15 protein-coding genes are annotated in these 13,914 nt (G+C 41.4%); 8 read left to right on the top strand and 7 right to left on the bottom strand.

The features are described 5' to 3' along the window. Positions 1–140 precede the first annotated feature (140 nt). Positions 141–1,010 (top strand): energy-coupling factor ABC transporter ATP-binding protein, encoded by an 870-nt coding sequence (locus E4K67_RS10610; protein ID WP_135546396.1) that lies wholly within the window; start codon positions 141–143, stop codon positions 1,008–1,010. A gap of 449 nt (positions 1,011–1,459) precedes the next feature. Here the strand turns inward: E4K67_RS10610 and E4K67_RS10605 are convergent, their stop codons facing one another. Continuing rightward, on the bottom strand, positions 1,460–1,894 hold the full coding sequence (locus E4K67_RS10605) for a Fur family transcriptional regulator (protein ID WP_135546394.1): 435 nt from the start codon (positions 1,892–1,894) through the stop codon (positions 1,460–1,462). 240 nt (positions 1,895–2,134) lie between these two features. On the opposite strand from E4K67_RS10605, the gene E4K67_RS10600 reads away from it, so the two are divergent. From E4K67_RS10600 to E4K67_RS10580, 5 genes are all read left to right on the top strand, one after another. Beyond that, entirely contained in the window at positions 2,135–3,052 is a 918-nt protein-coding gene (locus tag E4K67_RS10600) for a metal ABC transporter substrate-binding protein (RefSeq protein WP_135546392.1), read from the top strand. After that, positions 3,049–3,882, top strand: coding sequence for a metal ABC transporter ATP-binding protein (locus E4K67_RS10595; RefSeq protein WP_420841530.1), 834 nt, complete (start codon positions 3,049–3,051; stop codon positions 3,880–3,882). The genes E4K67_RS10600 and E4K67_RS10595 overlap by 4 nt, the downstream gene beginning before the upstream one ends. Further along, positions 3,866–4,723, top strand: a complete 858-nt coding sequence (locus E4K67_RS10590; protein WP_199242510.1) for a metal ABC transporter permease — start codon at positions 3,866–3,868, stop codon at positions 4,721–4,723. Before E4K67_RS10595 ends, E4K67_RS10590 begins: the two co-directional genes overlap by 17 nt. 196 nt (positions 4,724–4,919) lie before the next feature. After that, positions 4,920–5,609, top strand: coding sequence for a hypothetical protein (locus E4K67_RS10585; RefSeq protein ID WP_135546388.1), 690 nt, complete (start codon positions 4,920–4,922; stop codon positions 5,607–5,609). Between the two features lie 156 nt (positions 5,610–5,765). Next, entirely contained in the window at positions 5,766–6,080 is a 315-nt protein-coding gene (locus tag E4K67_RS10580; RefSeq protein WP_135546386.1) for a CC/Se motif family (seleno)protein, read from the top strand. Between the two features lie 22 nt (positions 6,081–6,102). Here E4K67_RS10580 and E4K67_RS10575 read toward each other — a convergent pair whose 3' ends face one another. From E4K67_RS10575 to E4K67_RS10565, 3 genes are all read right to left on the bottom strand, one after another. Then, positions 6,103–6,657 carry a manganese catalase family protein gene (locus E4K67_RS10575; RefSeq protein WP_135546384.1) on the bottom strand — a complete coding sequence of 185 codons (555 nt, stop codon included), beginning with the start codon at positions 6,655–6,657 and terminating at the stop codon, positions 6,103–6,105. Positions 6,658–7,082: 425 nt separating this feature from the next. Further along, complete coding sequence (locus E4K67_RS10570) at positions 7,083–7,271, bottom strand: ferredoxin (protein ID WP_135546382.1); 189 nt, start codon at positions 7,269–7,271, stop codon at positions 7,083–7,085. 344 nt (positions 7,272–7,615) lie between these two features. After that, on the bottom strand, positions 7,616–7,813 hold the full coding sequence (locus E4K67_RS10565) for a hypothetical protein (RefSeq protein ID WP_135546380.1): 198 nt from the start codon (positions 7,811–7,813) through the stop codon (positions 7,616–7,618). A 547-nt stretch (positions 7,814–8,360) separates the two neighbouring features. Here E4K67_RS10565 and E4K67_RS10560 point away from each other — a divergent pair. After that, the gene (locus E4K67_RS10560; RefSeq protein WP_135546378.1) at positions 8,361–9,266 is read left to right on the top strand and encodes a LysR family transcriptional regulator; all 906 of its coding nucleotides are present in this window, start codon (positions 8,361–8,363) and stop codon (positions 9,264–9,266) included. A gap of 12 nt (positions 9,267–9,278) precedes the next feature. Further along, positions 9,279–9,509 carry a hypothetical protein gene (locus E4K67_RS10555; protein ID WP_135546376.1) on the top strand — a complete coding sequence of 77 codons (231 nt, stop codon included), beginning with the start codon at positions 9,279–9,281 and terminating at the stop codon, positions 9,507–9,509. Positions 9,510–9,635: 126 nt separating this feature from the next. On the opposite strand, the gene E4K67_RS10550 is transcribed toward E4K67_RS10555, so the two are convergent. From E4K67_RS10550 to E4K67_RS10540, 3 genes are all read right to left on the bottom strand, one after another. After that, the gene (locus tag E4K67_RS10550; protein ID WP_135546374.1) at positions 9,636–9,947 is read right to left on the bottom strand and encodes a hypothetical protein; all 312 of its coding nucleotides are present in this window, start codon (positions 9,945–9,947) and stop codon (positions 9,636–9,638) included. 158 nt (positions 9,948–10,105) lie between these two features. Beyond that, positions 10,106–10,951: a 4Fe-4S dicluster domain-containing protein gene (locus tag E4K67_RS10545; RefSeq protein ID WP_135546337.1), complete on the bottom strand. Its 846-nt coding sequence runs from the start codon at positions 10,949–10,951 to the stop codon at positions 10,106–10,108. Further along, on the bottom strand, positions 10,948–13,530 hold the full coding sequence (locus E4K67_RS10540) for a molybdopterin-dependent oxidoreductase (RefSeq protein ID WP_135546372.1): 2,583 nt from the start codon (positions 13,528–13,530) through the stop codon (positions 10,948–10,950). Before E4K67_RS10540 ends, E4K67_RS10545 begins: the two co-directional genes overlap by 4 nt. Positions 13,531–13,914: the final 384 nt, after the last annotated feature.

Genomic DNA, 13,914 nt, shown 5'->3' with positions numbered 1-13,914 from the left:
CACATTTAATCACGTCCAAGAAACCCACTTCTATAAGTGGGTGTTCCAGGCTCCACTTCAGTGGGGGTATAGTCCCCTGCCACGAAGTCTCGATGTTCAGCTTTAGCTAAAAAGAGTTCACTTACTTGGGAGGGATAAATTTGCCGGAGATTATACTTGAAGCAGCTGCTTTAGATTACTCTTATCCAGATGGTACAAATGCCTTACACAACATCAATCTACAAGTTAAAAAAGGTGAAAAACTGACTATTTTGGGATCAAACGGGGCCGGGAAATCAACTTTATTTATGCAATTCAACGGACTTTATCACCCATCTTCTGGGTGTATCAAATATCAAGGACAGGCCATTTCGTATAAAACTAAGGCTCTGATAGAATTACGCAAAAAAGTAGGGATCGTCTTTCAAGATCCAGATAGTCAACTATTTTCCTCAAGTGTCTATCAAGATGTCTCGTTTGGTCCTCTTAATCTTGGACTTTCAGAACAAGTTGTGGAAGCCAGAGTAAAACAAGCCCTGATTGATACGGAAACCACCGATCTTGAAGACAAACCCACTCACTTGTTGAGTTACGGGCAGAAAAAAAGGGTTTCAATCGCGGGCGTTCTGGCGATGGAACCGGAAGTGATAATTTTTGATGAACCAACGGCTGGACTGGATCCCCGTCACGCCCGTGAATTTATGCATCTTGTGAAAAATTTAAGTTCTGAGGGTAAAACAATCATAATTTCCACTCATGACGTGGATTTAGCATATTCCTGGTCGGATCGGTTAGCCATTATGTCGAGCGGAGAGATCATTGCCCACGGAAAACCTGGTGAACTTTTCCTGCAGCCTGATCTAATCGAGCGTGCAGATTTGGCCCTTCCTTGGCTGATAGAAGTGCATTGTGGGTTGGTGGCAAAAGGATGGTTACCGCCCTCTACCCCTTTGCCTAAGAGCAAGGAAGATTTGCTTATGATCATTCCCCATAGCCCAGAACATCTCACCAATTGTCCTATTATACCCTGATAACCTATTCTTCTTGATTCACCAACTAATTATGTACATTAGGCCTTTCTATCTCATTCAAGTCCAAGTCATATCAAAAAGATAAACCGCTAACTATAGCTAGCGGTTTATCTTTTTATTTCTACGATCAAAAAATTTCGTTAATTCCCATTTATAAGCATGATATAATGCAATAGAAATCCATAACGGGAACTTCCGGTGTCTTGCTGGGGCTGAGGATGCAGGCGTCCAAAATGTGTACGTATATGTTTTGTTAGTTAAATCTGCAAAATATACCATGTAATATCATTCCAACCCTTAACTCCAACACAGTCGCCAAAACAGAGACAATGCTGTTTACAGTTAGTTGGCGAGAAAATTCGCGGCCTTGGCTGATTTTAGAAAATAATGCACCCAAGGGGATGCTTTGATTGCCATATACGGCAATCAAAACGTCTCCTTTACTTTACCTAACCCTTTTTGCAATTATGACAGTACCCATATATCTCTAGCTTATGTCCAGTCACATCGAAATCTATCTTCTTTTTTAAGCTCTCCTGAAGCTCTCCCATAGGACAGTCTTCAATAGAAATCACCTTATGGCAACCAACGCAAAAAAGATGATGTTTATGCTCATGGTGGTTAAGTTCATACCGTGCTTTACCATCATCCATTGTTGATTTTATCACCAAATTTTTAGATGCAAATGTATCCAGAGTCCTATAGACGGTGGACAAATTTATTGTAGCAGTTTTTCCCTTTAAAGATATATAGAGTTCCTCGGCTGTTATTGGATGTTCAGACTGTTCCAGGAGAAGAAGGATGGCATTTCTATGCCTAGTACTCTTCATCCCTTCACGTTTCAGAATTTCCGTATAGTTTGTGTTTTCTTCCAACAAGATCATCCCTCAACTCTTAATAGCTTAACACTTGTTCTCTTTATTTTAATCGTTTTAAAGATTTTAGCAATGTTTCACCAATAAATTTTGTCGACCTATCAACATAATTGTACTACTAGGTCTAGATTTTCCTTGTATTCGATGATTAAGAAGGAAACTAATGGTTTACAATTGTAGAGAATAGAGTATAATTTGATTATAGAATGCAAATGCAAGGCGTTTGCAAATGAAAAATGGGGTGGGTTCATGAATTCAAAATTATTCAAACTTCTTTGCCTAGGGTTATTAAGCATTTTTTTGGTAGGGGGATGCGGAGCTAACAACGAATCAAAGGCTACAGTAAGTCCAACTGTAAACTCAAGTTCAACGATGACAATAGCTACTTCCTTCTATCCTATGTATATCTTTGCTTTGAACGTTGCTAAGGATATTCCTGATGTAAACGTGATCAATATGACTCAGCCCACGGCAGGATGCCTTCATGATTATGCGGCAACTCCTCAAGACATGAAGAATCTTGAGGGAGCAAAAGTTTTCATAACCAATGGAGCAGGAATGGAATCCTTCATGGATAAGATTACGAGCCAAATGCCGAATCTAAAAATAATTGAGTCCAGTAAAGGCATCGAACTCATTAAAGGTGATGGGGATGAGGGCGATAATCCACATGTCTGGGTGAGTATTTCTAATGCTATTACTCAAGTGCAAACTATTGGCGATCAGCTTGCGATATTAGACCCCCCTAATGCCACGAAATATCAAGAGAATACCAAGGTATATATCAAAAAACTCGAAGCCCAAAGAGATAAAATGCATCTAGCCTTGGATGGTATAAAAAACCGTGATATCGTGACCTTCCATGAGGCATTCCCCTATTTCGCTCAAGAATTCAATTTCAACATCGTTGCGGTTATTGAACGTGAACCGGGTTCTGCTCCCAATGCCAAAGAATTGAGTGAAACGATCGACCAGGTAAAGAGCCTTAAAATCAACGCTCTCTTTGCAGAACCACAGTATGATGCAAAAGCAGCAGAAACCATTGCAACTGCGACAGGCGCTAAGGTTTATACCCTTGATCCCGTTGTCATGGGACCTATGGAAGCAGATTCCTATATTAATATTATGGACAGCAATCTTAAATCATTACAAGAGGCTCTCAAATGAATATAAACATGATACAACCTAAATGTAATCATAGTTCTCAAGGGACCTCCTGTCAGTGTGGGCTATGTTGTACCAAAATCACCAACTTTGGTGTTTCACGAGGTGGTACAGAAATATTACGCGATGTCAATCTCCACATTCACTGTGGGGATTTGACGGCGATTATCGGTCCTAACGGTGCTGGAAAAAGCACGCTGCTTAAAGCAATTTTAGGTGAGATTCCTCATACGGGTGAACTTCAATTTCTGGATGCCAAGAATAAAGGGACAACGAAGCCGTCTATGGGTTATGTTCCACAGAAGCTTGATCTCGATTCTAGCTCTCCAACTAGCGTCCTTGACTTATTTGCCGCTGCTCATACGAGGGTGCCGATCTGGTTCTCTTACCCCCAAAGAATACGTGAGCGCGTTCGAGAGACTTTAGCCCGCACTCAGGCAGAACATTTAATCAATAAACGTTTAGGAGCCTTATCTGGAGGGGAGTTACAACGAGTTTTACTGGCCCTAGCCCTCGATCCCATTCCTCACCTTTTACTTTTGGATGAACCAGTATCGGGTATCGACCAAAAGGGTTTAGAACTGTTTTATAAAACTGTTTCGATTCTTCGGAAAGATTACGACTTATCCATCATCCTAGTCTCTCATGACCTAAATTTGGTCGCGGAGTATGCGGATCGTGTGGCCTTTGTCGATCATAAAACGATTGAATGCAGTGGCACTCCACAAGAAGTATTCAGTAATGATAAAGTAGTCCAAGCTTTTGGTCTAGATTGGTCGGACCGTTATCTACGAACAGAGAAGGATAGGGTGGATAATGCACTTATGGTATAGTTTGGTAGACTTACTTCTGCCTTTTGGTTGGCTACAGCATGCGTTTATGAAGAATGCTCTCCTGGGTGTTTTATTAGTTACGCCTATTTTCGGCTTGTTAGGTACAATGATCGTCAATAACCGGATGGCCTTCTTTTCTGACTCGTTAGGTCATTCCGCCCTAACAGGGATTGCCATTGGGGTTATAATTGGAAATGCGTTTCCTCTGCTGAATATTGATCCTATTTGGTCAATGCTCTTTTTTTCAGTATTGATTACTTTCGCCATTCTAGTGGTCAAAGAAGCCAACACGGCTTCTACGGATACAATAATCGGAGTGTTTTCTTCTACTGCGGTAGCCCTAGGTATTGTAATACTTTCGCACAACGGTGGATTCTCCAAATATTCCGTCTATCTAATTGGAGACTTGTTAAGTATTAGTCCATCAGATCTTCTGACACTCGGAATCGTATTCTTATCTGTTATCGTATTATGGATCGTGATTTTCAATAAACTTCTTCTGGCAAGTATGAACCCTTCTCTGGCACGTAGCCGAGGGATTAATGTCCGACTTTATGAATATTTATTTGCTTTGATTATGGCCGTGATCGTGACAATATCTATTCAATGGGTTGGAATACTCATAATAAGTTCCCTCTTGATTTTACCGGCTGCTTCTTCCCGAAATATTGCAAAAAACATGCGACAATACCATGTATATTCTGTTTTAATTGCTCTTATCTCCGGAGTATCTGGGTTGATCCTATCCTACTATTGGGGAACAGCTACTGGGGCAACGATAGTTCTAATCTCCTCGGCATTTTTTGCTGTAACTTTGATTATGAAGTTGCGACTTAACTAAAAATTATTCTAACTTTCGCCCTCTAGCTATACGTTAAGCGCTCACTTTAATTGATACTAAAGTGAGCGCTCTTTTTTTGTTCCCACAAACTTGAAGCCCAACTTGACAAGCTAAATTCTAGGATAGAACCCTACAAATGACATAAACTACACTAAAAGTATGCTTTATCGATATTTACTACGGAGGAGGACCTTCGATGGATTACACCGATACTAGGAAATCTACTCCAGTAGCCGTGCATCCTGAATTACGACGCATCTTACTAGCAAACCCAACTACTGAATCCCTAAGCACAATTATCAAATACCAACTCTTTGATCAACCATGTCAACCTCTCGCGGACGAGATCTTACGTCTACTACCCTATTGGGAACACCAGGCCTGTGCAGGGAACGGGATTTTAGCGCCTTTGATTCAATACATGTTACAGAACTCTCCACTACTTAAAAACAACAAGATAATAGAAGCTAATCTCCTACGCATTCGGATTTTAGCCTCAACACCAGGAATTTTCTCATTTCCACCGCTTGAAATGCAAGAATACCTCGTTCAATCTTTGCTTATGTCTGACATCCTAGCAGACCTTCCTGAATTTGAAGTTGTGTCGTTTTCTGCGGCAGAGATTGATCCACTCATGTTTGATTTAACACGTTTTAACCCTTCTCTCCACACTCGTCGCTATATACAAAACCTATTTTACCTTGAGCGTCGTGAAGCTATCCTATCTGTTCTCGCACATATTGCGAAGAACTATCCGTTAATACGAACTTGCCGAAAAGCATATGCCCTTATGCTTTCTCTAGATAACCCAAATAATTGGGGAAAACATCCCTTTTGTTTACGACTCCTCGCCAATCGCTTTTTGGACAATAAATTAGTGAACTGAAGGGTACCACTCCCACTTGAAGTGGGAGTCTTATGCTTGGATCAAATAAAACCTTACTGAAACATAATAATCTCTTGCAACAAAAATCAGAAATGTTAGAATGGGGGTGTATGAACTCATTCAGCTAAGATCAAACGTTGAGGAGATGAATCCGCCATGGATCTTAACCTTAAAACGGTCATGAAAATTAACATTACACAGCAGGCTATGAAATTCCTTCAAAAGGCTAATAAGCAAGAATTTTACATTGAACGCCTTGTCGTTACACAATGCTGTATTCCCATTGCCACTCCTCCCACCGTGCGTAAAGGCAGTCCACGCAAACCAGAAAATTTTTATGTGTTTGAAGTTGACGGAATCACAGTATATTATGACCGCAACCTAATCTGCAAGGCTGAAATAACCGTTGATGCCCAAGGATCCGGGTTTAGCAAAGGCCTACTCGTCACAGATTGGGTTATTAAATACTAACGACCTTTAGTTGAGATTTTGGCTATTCTAAAACCTGTAAACTCATCTTATAATCGTAAATCAACTCGCTGAAATCCTCTGGTGAGCCAGTCTCTCTGATGAGTATTTGGGCTCTTTGTAGCAATCGTTTATGTACCTCTTCCCTACCAATAAGAAAATTAATCATTCGCTTCATATTCGGGTCACTAGTGAGTTCCAAATGCTGTTGATATAGATGGCTCGCCCTTGTTTCTGCTTGCACATTCACCTGTAAAATGGTGATCGAGTCTACATTTTGATCAATATAGTTAATCACCCATGGAGCGCCCTGAGAATTAACGCATTTAAGCGGAGGGCCTCCTAATTTTGTAATGGCTACTGCAATTAATTCCATATGCCCCAATTCCTCAGCAGCGAATAACCCTAGAAGTTCTCGAACATAACGGTTTGATATATTATGACGATGATTTAAGTACTGTATGGCTGACGATAATTCGCTATTTCTTCCTGCGTAATGTTCAAGTAACACCTTTGCAAACATCGGATCTTGGCGTTCAACATGGATCGGATAGAATAATTGCTTGCGAAAATTAAACACTTTTATCCCCCCTTATATAGAGCACCCTACCTATATCATATGAAGGAGAATCGTAACCGTCACAAAGCAAGATTTTTAAAGCTGGTGAGTACTGTTCAGCTTTAATTGAAGGAATTCAGACTCAGATCTCGCAAACTTTTCTTTGACAAGAGCAATAGCACATACAACATTTAACAGGTATTCCAAAGGGCATACTACAGAAACTAATCAAGTGCCCTTCAACCCGGCTGGTTTGTACTCCACACTGTCCTTATAGCTGTCGCAACCATGCTGTAAGGCTTGAGGAAGAAGAAGGTGGTAGTCCCGTATTTCGCTTTTGTTGGGAGTAAACCTATCCTCTTTGATACAAAAAACCGCCGATAGAGATGCTGTGCATCTCTATCGGCGGTTTTCTTTCTTCTATATTCCTATTCAAGTTCCATCCCTTATGTAAGATGAATACAGTGCGCTGGGCAGCCCTCTACAGCTTCTTTGACGGCTTCCTCAAATTCACTAGGAACCGGGTTTGTATAAGCAACTGCTAACCCGTCTGCCTGCATCTTAAATACCTCAGGGCAGAATTCAGGGCATGATTCACACCCGATGCACTCCTCTTGGTCTACTTCAGCATACATAATGTATCCTCCTCAAACTTTTTTCTCTTAGCAAGACTAAATCCCAGAATCAGTTTATCATAGGTTGCGTTTCAAGAACAAGACCCTTTACCCCAATATCTCGCCCATATCGCTTCTTCTATGATCTTGCATTGATCAATCATAATCCCAATGAACATTTAGTGGACATGCAGAATAGCATGTATTAAAGAGAGGTGAGATTTATGCTAACCATTATTACAGGAATTTTAAGGGCATTGCAGGCAATAATTATCTTTTTGGCAAGAATTATTGGAAGAATCGTTAGCGGAATAGTCGTCCCTGCTTAAACGTTTAGCCTAGGTATTTAGCCTGGGCTTTCATACTTAGTTAACCCCGACGTATCTGTCTGATTCAACCGCGAGACCCATCATGCCGTATGAGGTTCTCGTCTCCTTAAACCTATCCATAAGCGGTTTCTCATCCTTGCATCTAGTCCAGCCCCGATGAGTACAGTTCGGGTTGTTAACCTTCTTTTCGTCAGGGTCAATAGGCTCGTAGTGCCAGCACTTAAGATCCTCCACTGCAATCACCGCCTTAAGCGAAATAAGAAAAGACACGAATTTCTCTACGCCCTCGATAATAAAGTTAACTATTTTACTGTAAACTGTATCCTTTTAATTCAAATAACAAAAACTAAGAAATGTTAATACCAAGTAAGGAGGTTTATATATGAAAATGATGAAAACTATGAAACAAAATTGGCATTGGCTAACTGTCTCTGTTGTCGGTATAGGTGGCGCTATGATGGTTGCTTGGAGAAAAATGATTAAATAGTTAATTAGAGCCGCCCTTATGGACGGCTCTAATTATGTAATAATAATTGGATTGAGGTTAAGCAGGCCTCTCAAAAATTCCGAATTCAATGAGAAGTAAAATGGGCATTTGGAAACTGATACAGTGAAACGCGAAATCGGAGACATACTGGAATTCTCATTAGCGCAAAGTTATGGATGATCTTATTTAGGGAAAGTTGCCAATGCCTACTTAACTCAAACCAATATAATGCATAAGTTTTTCTAATAGTAAGATTTATGATATAATTAAGATAAAAATCATACTGGAGGAAAAATGGATATCCAAACTTTAAAGTATTATGTTTGTGTCGCTGAATCACTGAGCTTCACGGAAGCAGCATCCCAAACGGGCGTTTCACAATCCGCAATAAGCCAACAAATCTCTGAACTAGAAAAAAATTTAGGAACACAATTGATTGTAAGGAATAAACGTCCGTTACAATTAACGTGGGCTGGAAAAGTATTGTTTGAGGAGGCTTCTATTCTAATATCTTCTTCTGAAAAAGTCCTCAAAAAAGTTCAACTAGCAGCCAATGGGACAACTGGATATCTCAGCATTGGTTTTTTAGGTGGGATTGAAAAAGTTTTTTTACCCCAGGCAATGAGAGACTTCCGAAACTTATACCCTGACATTTACGGAAGTTTACATCAATACAACTGGGCTGAAATAAATGAGGCGCTGATGAAGGAAGAGCTAGATGTCGGATTCACTTTGTCACATCGTCTCAAGGATTTTCCTGACCTTGTAGGAAAAAGCCTAAGGAGTGACGTCCTATGCGTGGTCGTGCATCACAGTCATCCTTTTGCCTCACAAAAAACCATCGATGTTTCGACACTAGCCAAGGAACCCTTTGTAATGTTTACTCGAAAAGCTGACTACCTCTTGAATGATTTAACCTATACAATATGCGCAGAGTATGGATTTATACCAAACATAGTTAATCAGAGTCGAGACTTATCCGCCTTATTGTTTATGGTTGAAGCAGGTATAGGAATCATGATTATTCCAGGACCTGTCCGCGAAGTTGCCGGTCCAGAACTTCGTGTTATCGAACTTAGCTATCCTAATAGGTATTTCGATGTCATGGTTGCTTGGAATCGCAACAATGTCAACACATCAATACCTTTATTTGTTGAGCATTTAGCGAGTTATCCACATAAGACATTTTTAGATAATTGAGAGAGTCTCAACATGATCAAGAGAATTTTCGAATTACTGCAGAATGCACCAGTTTCCACCCCTAACTCCTTCATTTATCCTTTCTGGAGATTGTCATGGAGTCTATTTATCCATATGACAGTCATATGTACACGAAACTACAAATCAGATAAAGAAAACTTGGCTAGCGCCAAGCCTTCAGTAGCCGGCGGTCGCCTTAATTGCACTGATGCGCTGGCCATGGATGGCCGAGTGTCCCTGTAGCCAAGGATGGCGAGAAGGGACCTTCCAGAAAGTATGTAACTGTATGTTTTACTTTCTGACTAGTACAAGAAAAAACGCTCCTTTAATGTCATTAAAGGAGCGTTTTTATTATTAGTTACGAACTAGCTAATCATCAATTTTCTGTCTAGGTTGCAGTCGTAGTAAACATATTTCTTGAACGTTATCCGCCTCATAATTTACACTAAAAACACGATTATCCTTAGCTGCTGCATCAAATTCATCTTTTGTATAAGTTAGGCTTCCTCCGTTTTTATAACAAAGCACCTTTAAATGCGTCGCTAATAATTTCGACCCGTTTTCTATTTCCTCTGAGTGTTTCATCAATTCCGTTAAAATCTGTACTATTTCTTCCCTGCTCATTGTCTCTAGTGTAGAATTTAGTTTATTTTCCTGATTCTGATTAGATTCTTCTCTCATTTTAAACCCCCTAAATTTTGATAACCTGTATTCTTCCCAACAACCTAATGAGACCGTTTCTCGGCCATTAATTCGTTTATACTTATAATATCTAGATTGAACGGTCTACCACAAGTAAACCCATGGCAGACCGTTTACGAATTCTTTTCTTAAGGAAGTTACCTTGTTAGGTAAACCGACCCTACATTGATACTTGTGATTAAATCAACCTTGATTGTTTTAGAACCGTAACCTGGATACTCAACCATCAACGTATACTCTCCACTGTTAGGTTCCAACTTATCTACTTTAAAGTCGCCATAGTTATTCGTTTCCGTGACGATATTCTGTTGGGTCCCGACATTAGTTAGAGTAACTATTGCGCCGTCCGCGCAGTCTTTTTTGTCATGCAACTCGACACTGCCCGTGACATGGCATTTTGTAAATCGATACAAATTCTTGTAATAGACGCGCGGCTTAGTGCCATATTCCGGATGGTAGACTTCTAGATTTTCAGCCTTAATCTTTTCTGCCATCTCGTCGTCCTCAAGATATAGGAAGTTCAGCGTTCCTGTCGGACACGCGAACGTACACCTTGGCTCTTTCCATGTCCCATCATCCAGCAGATGAGCACACATTGTACATTTTTGCGGCAATTGGCTTTCTTCATTCCAGTAAATCACCTTATAAGGACAGGCTTCTACAAGTTGCTTTTGCCCCTTTGCTTTGACTGGATCGATGATTACAATACCGTCTTCCCTTTTATAAACTGCTCCATTCGTCGCTGCCTTAATACAGGGAGCATTATCGCAGTGCATACATGGGAGGGGTAAATACGCCACATCTTGGAGCGGATACTGCCCTCTTTCAATATTTAAAATATCCATCCAACGATGCCCAAACCGTGGCTGAGATACCGCGATTGGTAGATTGTCATTGTCCCAATGCTCGTCTTTACAACTGAGGAAACAATTGTTACAGTCGCTGCATCTTGCAATATCAATCATCATGTTAACTTTTTTCATGATTCCATCCCCTCCCACTTTTCCACTTGTACAAGGAGTGAATTGGAGGCCATTCCATATGAATTTTTGCCCATAAACCGTTTTGAGTTCAAGTTATTGATGCAACCAGCTCTCTCCGGTGAATTGCCGGGTTCTCCAAGCGGCAGATAGTCCGCACAAGATTCATAGGAATGCGCCGTGCCGGGAGGGACCCGCTCAGTCACTTGAGCAGCCATTATAACAACCCCTCTGTCATTGAATACTTTGATCAAGTCGTGGTGTTTAATGCCTCTTGCTTCCGCATCCTTGGTGTTAATCCTGAAAATCCAGTAACGATGTCCATCGGCTGCTAAGACTCGATGGTCTCTTATTTCATTTAAATGGCTTTCTTTACTATCGCCCATCGTATGGAAGCTAAATCTGGGATGCGGCGATATGACCTGCAGCGGGTATTGAGCATAATGTGGGGAGTGATGCCCTTCCCAAGACTCAATATATCGCGTCACGGGATGTCTTTCCATATCATTTGGATCGAATCTCTCCAAGCTGGTACTGACAAATTCGATCTTACCCGAACCCGTCTGAACTCCTTTGCGTGCTACCTGCTGCGAAGGCATTGGACCCCAATCTGGAGTGTCAATTTCTCGATCTTCGGCATACCATCTCATGGCTGGCGTAGATTTGGAGCCTTTCGGCTTGTTGGGTACCACATAATAGCCCTTTTCCAGGAATTTTTCCCACGTTATTCCCTTCGGCAGGTCGGTAGCATAGAAATATTGTTTAATCCAGTCCATCTCTGTTTTACCACCATCGGTAAAGATATCTCCAATGCCCAGTTTGTAGGCCAAATCGGCAAAAATCTGGTAGTCGGACTTGGACTCGCCCAGCGGCTCGATGCATTTCATCTGCAAGCTGATGACACGGTGGTTACATTGGCTGTAAGTGTGCGGAATATATCCGGAGCAGTTGGCAAATTCACTGATATCCCAGCGTTCAAAGTTTGTGCAAGCTGGCAGGATGATATCTGCAAAGCGCGCTTCTCCTTCAAACCAAACGGATTGGTTGACCACGAAGGGCAGTTTGTCCGTCCGATACATTTTGACATAACGTTTTGTTTCGGTCATTGTTCCGATGAAGGAACCGCCATAACGATAATACATTTGAATTTTCGAATAGCCTGGAGCCGGATATTCATATTTCTGGAATTGTGCCTCGACATTCGCGCCACAGAAACCTTTTCCCCTCCACTCCAGCTTACCTTCCAGAATGGCTTCTGGAATCCTCAAACGAGGTATGTGCTGACCTTGTGGAGAATTGATGGGATTTCGGGTAGGACGGTCATTGGCGAACATTCGGTAGGCAAACTCGTATCCGGATGCGGCATTATCCACATCGCCTGAGATTCCTCCCTCAGCATAGCCTGGGAAAAAGAAACTTTCGTCAACAGGTGCGCCTTGAGTCGTTGACCATACGTTGATACCGGGTTTCCCCATACCTTGCATAGCAATCAGACAAATCATCATACGCGCCCATTCGTTACCGGTTGTCGCACGGCATGCGCCGCCCCAACCGCCAAGACCGCCGGCACCCAGCATGGTCTTCTTGGATGCCCATTCGCGAGCTAAGGCCTTGATTTCTCGCTCTGGAATTCCTGTTTCATTTTCCGCCCATTTGGCATCTTTAGGTATTCCGTCTTCTTTACCTAGGATGTATTCTGTCCACCGTTCAAAACCATGCGTTCGTGTTGCTACGTACTCTTTATCATACGTTCCTTCAGTAATCCAGATATAAGCGATACCCGCTGCTAAAGCAGCGTCTGTTCCTGAGCGAGGTGCCAACCATTTATCTCCAAACAATGCGGCACTGTGGTTGTGGTATGGATCAATGAACACCATTTTCACGCCCAGTTCCTTCAGCCAAAAACGGCGAGGAGTGCTCTCAAAGGCAGCATAAATCCCGTTATTGGTTTCTGGGTCAGCTGACCAAAAAACGATCATATCAGTATTCTGCAGGCCATCTTCCAATAGATCATATTGTTCTGGGTTGCCAAGACGCCAACTGAACCCCCAGTTATGCATCCCACCCCAGTGCCAGCCTTCCCAGCTATCCGGATTGTGGTCAGCATAGGTGAAACCGACTAAGTTCATAAATCTAAACAGAGTACTGAACCGGTAGCCAATATTCCCCCATAGGTGATGAGAGCTCGCAGTACTCATAATAGCACCGGGTCCAAAATCCCGCTTAACGCGGATAATTTCACTCGATACGATATTTAATGCTTCTTCCCAGCTAATTCTTTCATACTCCGAAGAACCACGATTTTCACAATTTCTTTCTCCATTGACATCAAAATCCACTCGTTTCATTGGATATAGAACGCGTTTGGGCGAGTAAATCTGTGACTTCCAGGCTGCGGTAACGGGGGTAATGGTCGTTTTGCGCGATGGAGTGAACGTTCTGCCTCGCGCTTCGATTTCCCAATTCGGTGCATCTTCATCCGTCAATTCCATGGGATACATCCGTACGATCTTGTCGTCTTTTACATCAACGAATACCGGGCCGCCTGTTGTACTATTCGTATATCGTTTTGTTTCTCCCATTGCCATTCTCCTCTCTATTTTTAATCTATGGTGATAATCATTTTTATCATAACGAACCACTACCATAATGAATTTCGATGTTGCTTATATCTCACCCCCGTATAAGTAAATCTAATAATTTAATAAGTTATTCTTTTTATAGTGTAATATAATTTCACAGAAAATTCAATAGCCTTCTCTAACAGTTAAACATTCTTTAAAAAAAATCTCACTAACTACAAAATATCTATTGCGTTATTATTCAGCATATATTACACTAATCTTAACTGCTACTTATACTTATATTAGTTTTGCTTATGTTAAATCAATTTCTATATTAATTATGGGAGGTGGATCAGGACCAGATCTTAGTTAGAATAATTTCCAATATGATTATCCAGAAAA

Source organism: Desulfosporosinus fructosivorans (assembly GCF_004766045.1).
Classification (GTDB): domain Bacteria; phylum Bacillota; class Desulfitobacteriia; order Desulfitobacteriales; family Desulfitobacteriaceae; genus Desulfosporosinus; species Desulfosporosinus fructosivorans.
This window is presented reverse-complemented; position numbering and strand designations above follow the sequence as displayed.

What these genes read in the sequence shown, in the direction of transcription:
- E4K67_RS10540 (WP_135546372.1), bottom strand. Translation starts at nt 13,530, where the DNA reads ATGGGAGAAACAAAACGATATACGAATAGTACAACAGGCGGCCCGGTA.
- E4K67_RS10570 (WP_135546382.1), bottom strand. Translation starts at nt 7,271, where the DNA reads ATGTATGCTGAAGTAGACCAAGAGGAGTGCATCGGGTGTGAATCATGC.
- E4K67_RS10550 (WP_135546374.1), bottom strand. Translation starts at nt 9,947, where the DNA reads ATGAGAGAAGAATCTAATCAGAATCAGGAAAATAAACTAAATTCTACA.
- E4K67_RS10595 (WP_420841530.1), top strand. Translation starts at nt 3,049, where the DNA reads ATGAATATAAACATGATACAACCTAAATGTAATCATAGTTCTCAAGGG.
- E4K67_RS10585 (WP_135546388.1), top strand. Translation starts at nt 4,920, where the DNA reads ATGGATTACACCGATACTAGGAAATCTACTCCAGTAGCCGTGCATCCT.
- E4K67_RS10600 (WP_135546392.1), top strand. Translation starts at nt 2,135, where the DNA reads ATGAATTCAAAATTATTCAAACTTCTTTGCCTAGGGTTATTAAGCATT.
- E4K67_RS10545 (WP_135546337.1), bottom strand. Translation starts at nt 10,951, where the DNA reads ATGAAAAAAGTTAACATGATGATTGATATTGCAAGATGCAGCGACTGT.
- E4K67_RS10605 (WP_135546394.1), bottom strand. Translation starts at nt 1,894, where the DNA reads ATGATCTTGTTGGAAGAAAACACAAACTATACGGAAATTCTGAAACGT.
- E4K67_RS10555 (WP_135546376.1), top strand. Translation starts at nt 9,279, where the DNA reads ATGATCAAGAGAATTTTCGAATTACTGCAGAATGCACCAGTTTCCACC.
- E4K67_RS10580 (WP_135546386.1), top strand. Translation starts at nt 5,766, where the DNA reads ATGGATCTTAACCTTAAAACGGTCATGAAAATTAACATTACACAGCAG.
- E4K67_RS10590 (WP_199242510.1), top strand. Translation starts at nt 3,866, where the DNA reads ATGCACTTATGGTATAGTTTGGTAGACTTACTTCTGCCTTTTGGTTGG.
- E4K67_RS10560 (WP_135546378.1), top strand. Translation starts at nt 8,361, where the DNA reads ATGGATATCCAAACTTTAAAGTATTATGTTTGTGTCGCTGAATCACTG.